The following is a 13,517-nucleotide window of genomic DNA, read 5'->3' on the forward strand; positions in this document are numbered from 1 at the left end:
AGCTCAGTTCCTACTCGGCGATGACGGTCTCAACGTCGTCTCACGCAGCTAACATCGTCTATTTGATCTCATCTTCGACCCGCTCTTATGATCATTGCCGTCGGTTGATGTTCTGCAGCCACTCAAAGTACGACACTGCCACGTCACCAGCGTTGACGAGGATGTCGGGGATCACCGGAACGTCCCGCCCGTCGAGGAGCTTGTCACCGCTGGAGGTGATGGGGCCGTTGGCGCCTTCGTCGACGAGATCCACTCGTAATCGGTTTGCGTTTTCAGTCGTGATTACGTTGCCCACTGCGGCAGGAACGAGGATGTCAACGTCCTGTTCGAGTAGCGCTTCGTTAGTCACCTGCTCAGGAGTCTCGTGGTTCATCAGTCCCTTCGGCTATTCCTTTTAGGAGGGAACGGCGTGCGCATGGAGTCCCTGCGGGTCGTAGATGCCGCCGTTTGCGTCGCTGACGGCGACGAGTGCTGAGCGATCCGCACCGCTCGTCGATTTATTCGCAGCGTCACTTGCCGCTTCGCCGACACCGAAAACTGGATCGCAAACAAAAGTCCATCTATTCCAAACCTCCCTGTCGGTCACACCGCCTTCGGAACTAGTCCGAGTTCGCCGAGCCAATTAGCACCGGGTATCACAAAACTATGTTTGTAATGATTTGCGTCGCGACGAGGGGGACGGACGTATCCGCCCGAACAGGCCGACGCTAGCGCCGTCTATTGTCGTTTACAGATTCGTTTACACCACTCGTCGGGATGATATTCCGGTGCATCGAGTGTGAGCCACCTCGACTTCGGAAGGGCGTACCTGTCCTCAGAAAGAAGGTGAAAGACGGATCGACGAAAAATCGGAGCGTCGCGGTGATAGGGCGGTGAAAGCGAACTGGGACTGGGTCGTTCAAGGGATGGCTACCGAAGAGAGGAAGTCGCGCGAGTGAGACGTTCGGTAGTACCGGTTGGTTCGATATCGCCTGACTCAGTGCGCCTGTGTTCGGAGTTCCGTCCGTCGTATCTTCCCCGTCTCAGTCCGAGGTAGTTCTGTCACGAACTCAACCTCGCGCGGGTACTTGTAGGGTGCGAGCGTGTTCTTTACATGCGTCTGGAACTCCTCGACGAGCGTCTCGTTCGGTTCGTACCCGTCGTTGAGGACAACGTACGCTTTCACGATCTCGCCACGTTCCTCGTCGGGTGCGCCGACGACGGCGATCTCCCGGACGGCGTCGCGATCCTCGAGTACCATCTCGACTTCGGGGCCGGGGATATTATAGCCACTGGAGATGATAATGTCATCCTGTCGCGACTGGTACTCGAAGCGGCCGTCCTCGCGTTGGACGAAGATATCTCCGGGGTAACTCCAACCGTCTTCGACGACCTCTCGCTGCTTTCCGGGACGGTTCCAGTAGGTGATCCCGGTCGGACCGCGAACGGCGAGGAGCCCCGACTGCCCCCGTTTGAGCGTTTCCCCCGTCTCCGGATCGATGATCTTCGCCTCGTACCCGGGGACGGGGAACCCCGTTACTCCAAGTTCGATATCGTCGGTGTGGCGGTGGCTGATGAAGATGTGGAGCATCTCCGTCGTCCCGATTCCGTCGAGAATTTCAATGTCGTACGTGTCCTTGATCCGCTCGAATGTGCGTGGAGTCAGCGGTTCTCCCGCACTCAATCCGAGTCGAAGTGAACTGATGTCGTACTCCTCTGGTCCGTCGGGGAACTTCGAGAGAAGTTGGTTGTACGCCGTCGGAACGGAGCAGAAGACGGTGATTCTGTGGTTCTCGATGGTCTCGAGCAATTTTTCGGGTGTAGCGTTCTGGACGAGACTCGTTGTCGCACCGAACCGAAGCGGATGCGTCACGAGATCGCCGTAGCCGTACGCGAAGGGCAGCGGTGGATTTCCACCGAAGACGTCCTCTTCGGACGCGTCCAGACAGTATCGCGCGTACGTGTCGGCGGTCGCGAGGATCGCCCGGTGACTGTGGACGACACCTTTCGGACGACCGGTCGTCCCGCTCGTGTACAGCATCAGGCCGATGTCAGTCCCTTCGGTCTGGTAGGCTTCGAGTTCGTCGCTCGCCTCAGCGAGGAGATTGTGGTAGCTCGGACGGTCGTGGTTGACGCCAATGTCGTCGACCACGACGATCCCCTCAAGACAGTTGACGTGCTCGGCGGCCGTTTCGAGTTCGTCGAGGAGGTCGTCGTAGACGACGGCAAACCTGATACCTGCGTCTTCGATAATCTCGGAGAGCTCCTTCGCTCGGAGCAGTTTCATCGACGGTTGCGGTATTGCACCGATCTTCTGCGCTGCGAGGCAGGTGATGATGGCCTCCGGACGGTTGGGGAAGCGAACCAACACCCTGTCGCCGGGTTCGACACCGAGTGTGCGTAGTGCGTTCCCGAGACTGTTTATCTTCTCTAACAGTTCGTGGTACGTGATCTCACGCTCTCGGAATCGAACGGCGACGTTGTCTCCTCGCCCCGCGGTCACGTGACGGTCGACGAGTTCCTCTGCCACGTTGATATGTTTGGGATAACTCACTTCGGGAAGGGCGTAGACCGGTTCCGGCGCGTGCTCCGCGTCGGGAAGGTTCTCATCCGGGAGATTCTCTTGCATGACCCAAATTATAAAACAAGTACGTTTCATTTGAGCGTTTCGGTATTCTGTATCGATCCGCGATGCGTGGATCGTTTCGAGTGTGACGGACAGCGGCTACTCCCGTCGCTCGAAGATCGTCGTGGCCTGCCAGGAGACGACCTCCTCGTCGCGCTGGTTGTAACCGGCCACCTCGTTGACGACGTATCCTCGGTCACCTCGACTATTGGACACGCGTTTGTCGGCGATCGTGTAGTACGCGGTGATCGTGTCACCCGGGCGGACCGGATGCTCCCACCGCAACTCCTCGAGTCCGAACGCGCTCAGTGCGGCCGTATCCGAGAGAAACCCGTCGACCAAGAGCCGCATGCAGATACTCGATACCTGCCACCCACTGGCGACGACGTCCCGGTCCGTCGTAGTCTCTGTCGACTCGCCGACGTGCCGTGGCCGTGGGTCGTACTGCTCGGCGAACGAGACCAACTCGTCACGAGTCACGCGGTGGCTGCCGAGTTTGTGAACGGCACCTACCTCAAGATCTTCGTAGTACAGCATGGATAGCTGTCTGTGGTAACTCGTCTAAGTGCACAAAAATACTCGTGTATCGGTGAGAAAAGTGCGAGGGGATGGAGGGCTCATCGGTGTTGTTCTCCGAGATATACTATATGTGGAGCCGGACTGAAGAATCGGGAAGGGCTTATGTAGTATCATGTAATTGTTTACGCGTATGGAATACAGCGTTCTCCCGCAGCCATCGAGGTGGTGGCGGTGACAGCCGAGTACGTCACGTCTGAGGAACACCTTCCAGAGGATCTCACAGGAGAGATCACGATCCAGGTCACAGACTCAGAGACGAAGGAGATCTTCACTACTCGCGCACGGATCGACCGGAGTCCGGGTAATCTGGAGTCGCCCGACTCGTTGACGATCGTCCGAGGACCACACGAGAACGTCGAAGAGGAGTGGTACATCGAGATTATCGAAACTGATGTGACGCTCTTCGACGTCGACGCCGAGATCCTGCGGGACTGCATCCAACGGAGCCAAGCCGAGTCGAACGTCGTCAACGCTCGTTCGGACGAACTCCGCGCATTGTTGCTGTATCTGGTCGAGACGGGACGGTACCAGTCGGTGTCGGAGGCAGTCCGGTCGATACTCGGCGAGCATCTCTCCGACCGATACCCCGAACTCGTTGACACTTACGTGGACGTCCGGACGGAACTCGAACGAGAGGAGTTGACCACCCGGCTAGGGGGTGGGGAGTAAATGGCCGTCGAGAGCTTTCGCGACTACCTCCAGCTCCTCGAGTCGAGAGACGAGCTGAACCACATCTCGCAGGAGATCTCATGGAACCTGCAGGCCAGCGCGGTTACGATGATGGCCGACAAGACGGACGATACGGTTCCCGTCTTCGAGACTATCACGAACCCGGGGGAGACGGAGGCGAAACTGGTTGGTGACCCCTATCGAGGGGCCCGACGACGACCATGGGACAGAATCGCGGCGGCGCTCGGACTGCCGGACGGACTGTCCGGAGACGAGTACTACGAGACAACCATCGAGCGACTCAAATCGCCAATTCCGCCGACGGTCGTCAACGAGGAGACCGCAGCCTGTAAAGAGGTAATACAGACGGACGGGGACGTCGACCTGTTCGAGTTCCCCTGGCCCTACATCCACGCCGGTGACGGCGGCCGGTACTCGAACCTGCACACGATGATCACCACCGACCCCGACTCTGAGTGGGTCGACTGGTCGTACCACCGGGCAATGATTCACTCGGGGACGAAAGCGAGCATCCTGTTTCTCGCCGGCGAGCAGACACCGAACCTCTACTACTACAAGTACGAGCGACGTGATGAACCAATGCCGATCGCGATCGCCATTGGAACGGAACCAGCAGTGTACTTCTCGTCGGTTATGTGGATCCCAACCGGACGAGACGAAGCGGACTACGCGGGAGGGCTCAAACAAGAGCCGGTCGAACTCGTCCAGTGTGAGACGAACGATCTTCACGTGCCGGCGAATGCGGAAGTCATCATCGAAGGGACAGTGTTACCCGACCGCCGACTCGACGAGGGTCCATTCGGCGACTACTTCGGTTACATGCATGGACCGAGACGGTCGATGCCGGTGTTCAAGGTCGACGCGATCACGCATCGCAACAAACCCTACATTCCCTTCTGTGTCGAAGGGGTCGGGACGGGACACGACCTCAACTCGAGCAGCACGATGGAGTTGGCGTGCGTCGGGCCGGACGCGACGCTCGGTCTCCGCACCGCCGGGTTCAACGTCGAACGATGCGCCCCGTGGCGGTTCACACCGCGAACGGTGTACACCGTTGCGACCGAGCGATCGGAAAAGGGGTATCTTCACAACCTTGCGAACTTCATCTTCACGACGTGGGGGATGCTCCACGTCGATTTCTTCGTGTTCGTCGACAACGACGTCGACCCGCTGGATCAGCGAGCGGTGCTCGAAGCGATCGCGCTCAACGCCGATCCAAACGAAGACTTCTACCAGTTCGGCGTTGAGACGATGCCGAAAGTGCCGCTAAACATCTACCAGACGCCCGAAGAGAAAGGTGACGCCGAGACCGGGACCTCGAAGACCAAGACGGCGAAGGCGTACATCGACGCGACCCGCGACGAGGAATCCCCGACGGTTCCGTCGTATCTCGGTGACGAAGAGTTGAGACAGAAGGGCCGAGATACGCTCTCGCGGGCGGGGCTGTCGCTGGCGTCGCCGACGGAGGGAGACCGATGACCTCCCTCCGCGACCACGTCGCGGCGCTCGACGAGGCTGGGGCTTTACTCACGATCGAGGAGGAGGTTCACTGGACGACGGACTTGCCCACGATAGCGGCAGAGGCCGCCCGAAAGAACGGACCGGCGCTTTGCTTCGAGAACGTCTCCGAGCGAACGCGGGTGGTGAGTGGCGTGTATGGCGGGCCGGACCAGATGCAGCCCCGCTCCGTCGAACCGTGGTCGCGGACGGCGCAGGCACTGGACATCGACGACGAGTACACGGCGCTCGTGCAGCACATTGCGCAGGCAGACCCGTCGCAGTCGTCGCTTCGCGAAGCAGAACTCGAAGCCGAACCACGAGACGACGATCTGTTCGCACTCGGATTCCCTGATCTCGGCGACTCGAACACACCGACGATCACTCTCGGACTGCTGGCGATCTCAACCGACGGCGAACCCACCTGGGCTCCGGTGAGAGCGAATGTGACGCGGGGGGACCGTCTCGAGATCGTCGTCCCCGATGGACTCGCACGCTCGCTGTCAGCCGGGAATTTAGTGACGATTGCTCTCGGCGTGCCGCTGGCGAGTCTCGTCGCCGCGACGCTCCAGTGGACCGGCGACACCAGCTTCTCACACGCGATCGCGAACGCGAACGCGCTCGATGAGTTTCCGCTCGCCACGACAGAGGGAGGGTTGATTCCGGCGAGCAGCGAACTCATCCTCAAGGGGACGGTGACCGACTCCAACGTCAAACGGGGAAACGGCCCGGTAGAGAGTTGGGAGCACGCAACGTCGACGACGACGATAGCCGTTCGCGTGTCGTCGATCGCCTCTCGCGAGGATCCCATCGTTCCGATCTCACCACTCGGCGCACCTCTCGCCGACGACGTGCATCTTTTGAGTCTCGTTGAATCCGCTCGACTGCTCCGGCGAGTCAACCACTACTGGGGGGTCGAGCCGGTGAAATGGGTCTCTCTCCCTGCAGAGACGAAGCTGGGGGTCTGTCTCATCTCCAGTGAGATCCTATACGCCGGGTTCGAGTGGCAGCTCGCGAACACGCTGTTCTCGTTCTCCCGGCTGTTCGATAAGGTGATTGTCCTCGATGAAGACACGCCTCCCGCGAACCTCGCCCGAGCGTTCGACGACATCTGGGTGAAGGCGCATCCGTCGCACGACTGGCAGTTCAGCGACCCGTCTGCGCCAACCGCGACGGTGACGCGCTACCGACAGGACGGCGAGACTGGGTCGCGTCTGTACATCGACGCGACGTGGGACCCGAGGTGGAACGACGAATACATCGCACCGCGGGTCGGGTTCGAGACATCGTTCCCCAACGATGTCCGCGAGTTTGTCACCGAACAGTGGAGCGAGATGGGGTTCTCGAACTCCCTCGAGTGACGAACACCGGAGTTCGAACGAGGTCGATGTGTCGAGACGAGCGACGCATCGAAAGAGTTTATGAGCCCCGGCGTGCGTTGTTCTCACATGGCGCTCATAGAGAACTCCCTCTCCGAGGAGAACCGAGAGGTACGTGACCAAGCCACCGCGTTCGTCTCGGACGTCGTCAAACCCCGTGCGGAAGAGATCGAATCATCAAACGAGTTCCCGCGGGACGTGATGGAGGCCGCCGCGGAGTACGACCTGCTCGGAATCCTCCTCCCCGAGGAGTACGGCGGTCTCAATGCTGATTTCGTCTCTTACTGTCTCGCGATCGAACAGATCGCACGGGCGAGCGGCGCGGTCGCAGAGAGCATCCAGGGACACACGTTCGCCGCTCTCCCCGTCGCACGGTTCGGCACGGAGGCGCAGTGTGAGCAGTACCTCGCGCCCATGATCGTCGGAGAACAAATCGGATCGATGCTCCTCACGGAACCGGGTGCGGGGAGCTCTCCGACCGAGTTGGAGACGCGCGCTGAACACCGAGACGGCGAGTACATTGTCTCCGGCGAGAAGTCTTTCGGGACGAACGCAGGGGTCGCAGACGTGCATCTGATCGTCGCCCGCATCGACCCGGCGCCGGAGGACTCCCACGGGGTGAGCGTGCTGCTGGTCCCGAGCGCCGCCGACGTCGACGGGTTTGAATACGAGCGGCGGGACTTCATGGGAATGCGCGGTCACGTCACCGGCGACTCGGTCATAAACGACGTCGTTGTCGACGACGATGCCCTGCTCGGCGAGGTGGGGCAAGGGTTCCGTATCGCGATGGGGACCATCGACATGGCGCGGACGGGGCTGGCCGCGATCGGAACGGGGATCGCACAGGCGGCGTTCGACCGTGCGGTCGACTACGCCGGGAGGCGAGAACAGGGTGGACAGGCCGTCGGGAGCTATCAAGCCGTGCAGGTGCTCGTCGCTGAGATGGACGCGAAACTCGACGGTGCCCGTCATCTGACGTTCGATTCGGCAGCGTCGATTGCAGCAGGCGAGGGTGACACCCGACGGTCAAGCAAGGCGAAGTTCGTCTCAAGTCACACCGCCGAGTTCATCACGCGGAACGCGATGCAAATCCATGGGGGCAAAGGCTACCAGAAAGATCTGCCGCTCGAACGTTATTACCGAGACGCGAAGATCCTGAGTATTATCGGTGGTACCTCGGAGATCCAGAAGACGACCGTTGCCCGCGAAGCGCTCGGACTCTGAGCTGCCACCCACCGGTGTCCATTCCGGTGCCGTCTCGTCTCTGCTCGGTTACCAACTAGATCGACACCTGTCCAACGGAGACGATGCTGCTGTAGTCACGACTCGCCGCGACGAGAGACTGACACAGCTTGCGCTGACGGGACTTGCAGCTAAAAAAGTGGTCGGCCGATCGCGTCGGTGCGTCTACGTCGTCGGATTAGTCGTCTGCAGTGATGTCTTCGACTTCCTTTTCGCCGAGTTCGGCCGCGACGAAGTCGGGTTCGCGCTTCTCGAGGAACGCCGAGATCCCTTCCTTCGCGCCAGCCGTCTCGAAGAGCTGGTTCTGGAGTTCACGCTCGTGGGCGAGTGCATCCCAGAGTGGGAGCTCCATCCCCTCGTTGACGGCGAGTTTGTCGAAGCCGACCGCACGGTTCGGGAGTTCGGCGATCTGGTGGGCGAACTCGAGTGCCTTCTCCTCGAGTTCCTCCGGCGGGTGGATCTCGTCGAATAGGCCGATGTCGAGCGCCTTCTGAGGATTGAGCGTCTCACCCGTTACCATCATCTTCAGCGCTTTCGAGCGGCCGATGTAGCGCGGGAGCAGCTGCGTGCCGGCCTCGCCCGGGATGAGACCGAGTTCGACCTCCGGGACGCCGACGTTGTACGAGTCGTCGTCGCCGATGTAGCGGAAATCACAGGCGAGGGCGAACTCGAGACCGCCGCCCATACAGTGGCCGTCCACTGCGGCGATGAACAGCGTGTCCGTCGTTCGCATCTTCATGATCGTCTCCTTGCTCGTCTGGCTGGCCTTCCCGATGTGGCGACCAGGTTTGTCCTGCAACGCCTGGATGTCGTAACCCGACGAGAAGAACTTCTCGTTCTCACTCGCGAGCACGACCACACGAACTTCCTCGTCGAAGCGGATGCTCTCCACTGCCGACTGGAGTTCGATAATCATGTCGAGGTCATGTGCGTTCGCTGGTGGGCGGTCGATCCGAAGGATGCCCACGTGGCCGTCCATCTCGGTCGTAAAGTTTTCTAGCTCGAGCTCGCTAAACGAGTCCATTACATGCTTGCCATCACGACCCACCTACATATAGATTTCCATGGAGTAAGAATCATGTTTGGCATCCCCCAACGGGGAGTGTGCCTCGAGACTACGACAAGATCGCACTCACCGACCAGAAGCGAGCAGAGCTCCTCGAAGAAGTACCGGTCATGCGGTTCGCGACCGTCGGCAAAGACGGACTCCCGCACGTGGTTCCGGTCCAGTTCGCCGAGGTGGACGGGCTGGTCTGTTTCGAGACCGACGACGACGCGGTCAAGACGTGGAACGTCAGAGAGACCGGAAAAGCTGCGGCAGTAGTCGACGCTGGCGGCCACGACTACATCCAGCATCGGGGAATCATGTGGCGTGGCGACGCACGCGTCGTCGATGACAGAGAGACTGAGAAGGAGATTGAGCGGGCGCTGTTCGGGACGGTGAAATCAATAGACGGAGCGGAGGGACACGACCGGGTGAAGATCGCACTGAAGCCACGGACCGAGGTCACGTGGGACTTCCGACGGCTCTTACCTTAGCGACCGGTGTCGGGCCGCTCGCCGTCGTACTTGAGTCGCTCGAACATCGTGTGACAGCCGTTGCAGTAGTACTGGCTCTTCGAGATCTCCGACCCGAACGCCGACTCCTGTTCGACGTCCTGTGACCCGCAGAAGGGACACGTCGGGACGAACTGTTCAGCGTCGGACTCGTCGTTCATGACGCTCATTCCGCCGCGAACTGCTTGTTCTTGACTCCGACGAGCGAGTCGACGACCGACTGGCTGATCGCGTTGGTGCTGACCCGTCGGCGTCGGCTCCCCCATTCGTCGACCGTCGGTCCCTCGGTGTCAACACCGTCGAGTGAGACGCCGGTCCCGGCGAGCAACGTCTCGTAGTGAGCAAGGAGTGCGGAGCGGAGTTCCGCCGCGGAGCGGTCGCTGAACCCGGCCTGGACGACGGGGTCGGAGTCGGCGTCGTACCCCTTGGGGCCGACGAACGTCAGTGCCTGCGGCAGCACCGCTTCGAGTGCCTGCTGCAGCTCCACGGGGTTCTCCTCTGCGAGCGTCTCCAGTCGCGCGTCTTGATACTCAAGGTGAAAGAACTCGTCTTCACCGATCTTGTCGACCAGTCCGCGGAAGTCCTCGGAGGTAATCGAGTCGAGCATGTACCAGGCCGCTCTGTCGACAACGGAGACGGTCGCGACGTACTCGGCCCATGTATCGGGCGTCTCGTCGAGTGGTTCCGCGTTACAGAACTCCTCAGGGTCGCGGTTTCCCTCCAGCCACTGGGGGTCGCGTCCCTGCTGTTCGAGGAGGCGGAACAGTTGACGAACGTGTCCAACCTCGTCCTGGGCGGCACTCGCACCGCCGATGTCGTCCTCGAGACTGGGGCCGCCGAGCATCCACTCGGCGTAGCGGTGAGAGAGTACCAACTTTGTGTCGGCGATGGCCTGGATGTAGTTGACCGCCTCGGTCGGCCACTCGCTCATGCATCCACCTCAGGCGACGGTGCCGCGTGTTCACCAGTCACTTCAACGACGTGTTCCCGTCGCACGACGGCCATGTAGTCCCAGCTCTCCTCGTCGAACGTGGTCCGCGCGTAGGACTTCGCCAGCGTGTCGCTGTCCGCCTCGACGCGGCCCACGTGGATCGTCTCGTCGCCCGGGTTGAGTCGGGCGAAAACTTCGTATTTCATAGGCTGATACCTGCCTCGCGCATCTTCTCGCGCACGTCGGGCGTGAGCATCTCCTTCGACCAGACCGGGTCCCAGACAACGTCGACCGTCACGGAGTCGACACCCGACACCGGACGGAGGATGCTCTTGATGTCCGACTGGATGAACTCGTAGGCGGGACAGCCCATACACGGGAACGTCATCTCGACGGTGACGTCACCGTCGTCGACCTGCACGTCGTAGATCATCGCCATCTCCACGAGGCTAACGGGGATGTGCGGATCGGGGATCTCGTCGATGAGGTTCCACAGATCACGCTCGAACGCTGTCGTCTCCTCGTCGGGTCCGAGTTCGATCATACCGCTCTCATGGGAGGCCACGTTCACACTCATGCTTTGACCTCCAGCTTCCCGGATTGGAGCATGTTCACGTACTTCTCGTTTGCCGGACCGCGCGAGCGCCAGCGATCGATGACGTCGGACCAGGAGATGGGCTGGTCGTACAGCCACTCCTTGTTCTTCTCGTCGAACGCAATTGGCATGTCGTACTCGAGGACGTACTCTTCCTGCTCCTCGTCGTAGTGAGCGGGGATGTCCAGTCCGAGTTCCTTACAGAGCGGGACGACGCTGTCCATCCACTCTTGCCGGAGTTCGTCGTTTGACTTCCCCTTGATGCGGTACTCCAACTGGTCGTCGTGCTGCTTCTGGTCGTCCGGGAGACCAAACCATTCCATGCCGATGGGGAACATCCAGTTGACCGCCTCTTGGAGCTTCTGTTTCGTCTTGTCGTTCTTCCGGGCAAGGCGACGCATCCACGTCTCGCCGTGTCGCAGGTGGAACTGCTCTTCTTTGCTCACTTTCGTCAGTGCGCGCTTCCATGGTGCATACGAGGTATTCTCGTGGATGTCGCCGAGGAGGACGATACCGGCACGGTCGAACATCCCGTGTGCGGAGACCAGTTCGGCGAAGTTGTCGATATGCTGGTCGAACCCGTACGTGTTCCGCCACTCGTGAGGCTCTCGCTCGTAGATCAGCTCCTCGCGACTGACGCCGAGGTCCTCCAGCAGCCGGTAGGCGATATGTCCATGGCCGAGTTCGTCCTGGATGACGCTTACACACGACGTGCGGGCGTCCAGACTGGGTGCGTTGAGCGACTGCTCGTAGTACGCAGGGGCGCTCATGAGTTCGGTGTCGCCGGACACCTTGAGGATCGTCTTCAGCGCTTTCAGATAGCCGTCGGTCATCTCATTGGTCGATTCGATCATCCGTCCGTTCTGCAGCTCTTTCTTGAACTGCTGCTCGCTGACCATAGTAGTTGCCTCAACTAAAGATGAGAAGCCATCGTTAATAACTCTTTCTAGTATTATTACACTGTCATTATTGGCGGCGCAAGGCGAGAACGACCGAGGATTTATTGTCCCAATACCGAGAGGGCGTACCATATCGAAGCGGAGCAGGACACCATCTGACGGTGTCGTCGACACGCACGCCCACATGAACCCGTTCTGGCGCCTGAACGACGAGGGCGGATCGACGCTCGAATCCCCCTTAACGGACTTCACCGCGAAGCGGACACTCGCAAAGAACCCCGACGAGTTCGGCTCCTATCTCAACTCGCACGGAGTCCCTATGGCCACGATCATCAACTACGTTACAGAGAACATAGGAGTACACCCACGACACCAACGAGTGGGCGGCGAAGTTCCTCGATACGAACCCCAACCGAATCATAGCGTTCGGCGGGTTTGATCCGCGTCTCGCCGATAACCCCGAAGAAGTCGTCAAACGAGCGATCGACGACCTCGCGCTGGACGGAATCAAACTCCATCCGCCTCACCAAGGGATCAACGCGAACGACTCCCGCGACGGCCCAGGCACGCGCGGCCTCGAGGGACTGCGCGGCCTCTATGAGCGATGTGAGAGCGCCAGCGTCCCCGTCATGATTCACCCGGGGGAGAGTATCTTCCCGAGTGTGCGTTCGCGCTACACCGACCCGATACAACTCGACGACGTCGCCGTCGACTTCCCCAATCTCCCGGTCGTCGTGGCACAATGCGGGCGGCCTATGTACACCGACGAAGCGTGATTCCTCCTCTCTCGGCACGACAACGTCTACCTCGACATCTCGTCATTCCCTCCACAGAACCTGCTCGACTACCTCCAGGACATCGAGGAGGTGGTCGAACGTGTATTGTTCGTGAGCAACTGGCCCGGACCGATGGTCCCCGACATCGGCGACAACGTCGAAGCGTTGCGGCGTTTGGAGCGTCCCGACGCCGTCGTCGACTTGATACTCCGCGGTACGGCCGAAGAACTGTACGGTCTCTGAGAGGGACAACATATTTAATGTAGGTTACCGACCATCCGGTATGGAATTCACAGTCAGACAGGCCAGTCCCAGCGACGAAGACGAGTTGCTGGAACTGTGGCATGGATTCACATCCCACCTCTCGGAGTACGACGAACGATACCGCCACAAAGAGAGCGCAGACGACCGGTGGCTGTCGTACTTCGAGAGCCACCTCGTCGACTCGAAGTACGGTACCGTGTTCGTGGCCGAACACGAGGGCGAACTCGTCGGGATCGCCGAAGCGCGAGTGATGGGAAACCATCCGATCTTCCGTCTCGAGAACCACGGCTACATCAACGGCCATTTCGTCGCCGAATCCCACCGGGATCAAGGGATCGGCAGAGCGCTCGTCGAAGCGGCAGCAGACTGGTTCGCGAGTCCGCCACGTGAAGTCGATTTCTTTAGGATCAACACGATCGAAGGCGACGACACCGCTGAAGAGGTCTACGAAGCACTCGGGCTCCGTCCAGTCGAACACATCTACGAAAAACGTCTCGAGTGAT

16 protein-coding genes and 1 pseudogene are annotated in these 13,517 nt (G+C 60.2%); 7 read left to right on the plus strand and 10 right to left on the minus strand.

Annotation, left to right across the window (positions count from 1 at the left end):
- Positions 1-91: 91 nt before the first annotated feature.
- The 3 genes and pseudogenes from C3L37_RS25115 to C3L37_RS19175 form a co-directional block, all read right to left on the minus strand.
- A pseudogene (locus C3L37_RS25115) lies at positions 92-586 on the minus strand (hypothetical protein).
- 390 nt (positions 587-976) lie between these two features.
- On the minus strand, positions 977-2,608 hold the full coding sequence (locus C3L37_RS19170) for an acyl-CoA synthetase (protein ID WP_129116169.1): 1,632 nt from the start codon (positions 2,606-2,608) through the stop codon (positions 977-979).
- A 96-nt stretch (positions 2,609-2,704) separates the two neighbouring features.
- A complete protein-coding gene (locus C3L37_RS19175) occupies positions 2,705-3,142 on the minus strand; it encodes a MaoC/PaaZ C-terminal domain-containing protein (protein WP_129116170.1) in 438 nt (145 codons plus the stop codon).
- A gap of 213 nt (positions 3,143-3,355) precedes the next feature.
- Between C3L37_RS19175 and C3L37_RS19180 the strand changes: the two genes are divergently transcribed.
- From C3L37_RS19180 to C3L37_RS19195, 4 genes are all read left to right on the plus strand, one after another.
- The gene (locus C3L37_RS19180) at positions 3,356-3,853 is read left to right on the plus strand and encodes a hypothetical protein (RefSeq protein WP_129116171.1); all 498 of its coding nucleotides are present in this window, start codon (positions 3,356-3,358) and stop codon (positions 3,851-3,853) included.
- Positions 3,854-5,353: a UbiD family decarboxylase gene (locus tag C3L37_RS19185; RefSeq protein ID WP_129116172.1), complete on the plus strand. Its 1,500-nt coding sequence runs from the start codon at positions 3,854-3,856 to the stop codon at positions 5,351-5,353.
- Positions 5,350-6,732, plus strand: a complete 1,383-nt coding sequence (locus C3L37_RS19190) for a UbiD family decarboxylase (RefSeq protein WP_129116173.1) — start codon at positions 5,350-5,352, stop codon at positions 6,730-6,732. Before C3L37_RS19185 ends, C3L37_RS19190 begins: the two co-directional genes overlap by 4 nt.
- 87 nt (positions 6,733-6,819) lie before the next feature.
- Entirely contained in the window at positions 6,820-7,974 is a 1,155-nt protein-coding gene (locus C3L37_RS19195; protein ID WP_129116174.1) for an acyl-CoA dehydrogenase family protein, read from the plus strand.
- A 196-nt stretch (positions 7,975-8,170) separates the two neighbouring features.
- Here the strand turns inward: C3L37_RS19195 and C3L37_RS19200 are convergent, their stop codons facing one another.
- Positions 8,171-9,016, minus strand: coding sequence for an enoyl-CoA hydratase/isomerase family protein (locus C3L37_RS19200; RefSeq protein WP_129116175.1), 846 nt, complete (start codon positions 9,014-9,016; stop codon positions 8,171-8,173).
- Between the two features lie 80 nt (positions 9,017-9,096).
- Here C3L37_RS19200 and C3L37_RS19205 point away from each other — a divergent pair, with 80 nt between their 5' ends.
- Positions 9,097-9,531 carry a pyridoxamine 5'-phosphate oxidase family protein gene (locus C3L37_RS19205; RefSeq protein ID WP_129116176.1) on the plus strand — a complete coding sequence of 145 codons (435 nt, stop codon included), beginning with the start codon at positions 9,097-9,099 and terminating at the stop codon, positions 9,529-9,531.
- On the opposite strand, the gene C3L37_RS19210 is transcribed toward C3L37_RS19205, so the two are convergent.
- The 6 genes from C3L37_RS19210 to C3L37_RS26025 all read right to left on the minus strand — a co-directional run bounded on the left by C3L37_RS19210 (position 9,528) and on the right by C3L37_RS26025 (position 12,768).
- Complete coding sequence (locus C3L37_RS19210) at positions 9,528-9,710, minus strand: PaaD-like zinc ribbon domain-containing protein (protein ID WP_129116177.1); 183 nt, start codon at positions 9,708-9,710, stop codon at positions 9,528-9,530. The genes C3L37_RS19205 and C3L37_RS19210 overlap by 4 nt on opposite strands.
- Before the next feature lie 5 nt (positions 9,711-9,715).
- Positions 9,716-10,480, minus strand: coding sequence for a Phenylacetic acid catabolic protein (locus tag C3L37_RS19215; RefSeq protein WP_129116178.1), 765 nt, complete (start codon positions 10,478-10,480; stop codon positions 9,716-9,718).
- Positions 10,477-10,686 carry a phenylacetic acid degradation PaaB family protein gene (locus C3L37_RS19220; protein ID WP_129116179.1) on the minus strand — a complete coding sequence of 70 codons (210 nt, stop codon included), beginning with the start codon at positions 10,684-10,686 and terminating at the stop codon, positions 10,477-10,479. The genes C3L37_RS19215 and C3L37_RS19220 overlap by 4 nt, the downstream gene beginning before the upstream one ends.
- Positions 10,683-11,057 carry a metal-sulfur cluster assembly factor gene (locus C3L37_RS19225; RefSeq protein WP_129116180.1) on the minus strand — a complete coding sequence of 125 codons (375 nt, stop codon included), beginning with the start codon at positions 11,055-11,057 and terminating at the stop codon, positions 10,683-10,685. Before C3L37_RS19225 ends, C3L37_RS19220 begins: the two co-directional genes overlap by 4 nt.
- Positions 11,054-11,974: a Phenylacetic acid catabolic protein gene (locus tag C3L37_RS19230; RefSeq protein WP_129116181.1), complete on the minus strand. Its 921-nt coding sequence runs from the start codon at positions 11,972-11,974 to the stop codon at positions 11,054-11,056. Before C3L37_RS19230 ends, C3L37_RS19225 begins: the two co-directional genes overlap by 4 nt.
- 341 nt (positions 11,975-12,315) lie before the next feature.
- The gene (locus C3L37_RS26025; protein ID WP_449267287.1) at positions 12,316-12,768 is read right to left on the minus strand and encodes a hypothetical protein; all 453 of its coding nucleotides are present in this window, start codon (positions 12,766-12,768) and stop codon (positions 12,316-12,318) included.
- Positions 12,769-12,810: 42 nt separating this feature from the next.
- Here C3L37_RS26025 and C3L37_RS26030 point away from each other — a divergent pair, with 42 nt between their 5' ends.
- Both C3L37_RS26030 and C3L37_RS19245 read left to right on the plus strand, forming a co-directional pair.
- Positions 12,811-12,993 carry an amidohydrolase family protein gene (locus C3L37_RS26030; RefSeq protein WP_449267290.1) on the plus strand — a complete coding sequence of 61 codons (183 nt, stop codon included), beginning with the start codon at positions 12,811-12,813 and terminating at the stop codon, positions 12,991-12,993.
- 40 nt (positions 12,994-13,033) lie between these two features.
- Positions 13,034-13,516 (plus strand): GNAT family N-acetyltransferase, encoded by a 483-nt coding sequence (locus tag C3L37_RS19245; protein WP_129116183.1) that lies wholly within the window; start codon positions 13,034-13,036, stop codon positions 13,514-13,516.
- Position 13,517: the final 1 nt, after the last annotated feature.

The organism is Halegenticoccus tardaugens, from assembly GCF_004116405.1.
Classification (GTDB): domain Archaea; phylum Halobacteriota; class Halobacteria; order Halobacteriales; family Haloferacaceae; genus Halegenticoccus; species Halegenticoccus tardaugens.

Coding starts and splice junctions, on each gene's coding strand:
- C3L37_RS19200 (WP_129116175.1), bottom strand. CDS start 9,016: ATGGACTCGTTTAGCGAGCTCGAGCTAGAAAACTTTACGACCGAGATG.
- C3L37_RS19190 (WP_129116173.1), top strand. CDS start 5,350: ATGACCTCCCTCCGCGACCACGTCGCGGCGCTCGACGAGGCTGGGGCT.
- C3L37_RS19225 (WP_129116180.1), bottom strand. CDS start 11,057: ATGAGTGTGAACGTGGCCTCCCATGAGAGCGGTATGATCGAACTCGGA.
- C3L37_RS19195 (WP_129116174.1), top strand. CDS start 6,820: ATGGCGCTCATAGAGAACTCCCTCTCCGAGGAGAACCGAGAGGTACGT.
- C3L37_RS19220 (WP_129116179.1), bottom strand. CDS start 10,686: ATGAAATACGAAGTTTTCGCCCGACTCAACCCGGGCGACGAGACGATC.
- C3L37_RS19210 (WP_129116177.1), bottom strand. CDS start 9,710: ATGAACGACGAGTCCGACGCTGAACAGTTCGTCCCGACGTGTCCCTTC.
- C3L37_RS19185 (WP_129116172.1), top strand. CDS start 3,854: ATGGCCGTCGAGAGCTTTCGCGACTACCTCCAGCTCCTCGAGTCGAGA.
- C3L37_RS19170 (WP_129116169.1), bottom strand. CDS start 2,608: ATGCAAGAGAATCTCCCGGATGAGAACCTTCCCGACGCGGAGCACGCG.
- C3L37_RS19230 (WP_129116181.1), bottom strand. CDS start 11,974: ATGGTCAGCGAGCAGCAGTTCAAGAAAGAGCTGCAGAACGGACGGATG.
- C3L37_RS19215 (WP_129116178.1), bottom strand. CDS start 10,480: ATGAGCGAGTGGCCGACCGAGGCGGTCAACTACATCCAGGCCATCGCC.
- C3L37_RS19175 (WP_129116170.1), bottom strand. CDS start 3,142: ATGCTGTACTACGAAGATCTTGAGGTAGGTGCCGTTCACAAACTCGGC.
- C3L37_RS19245 (WP_129116183.1), top strand. CDS start 13,034: ATGGAATTCACAGTCAGACAGGCCAGTCCCAGCGACGAAGACGAGTTG.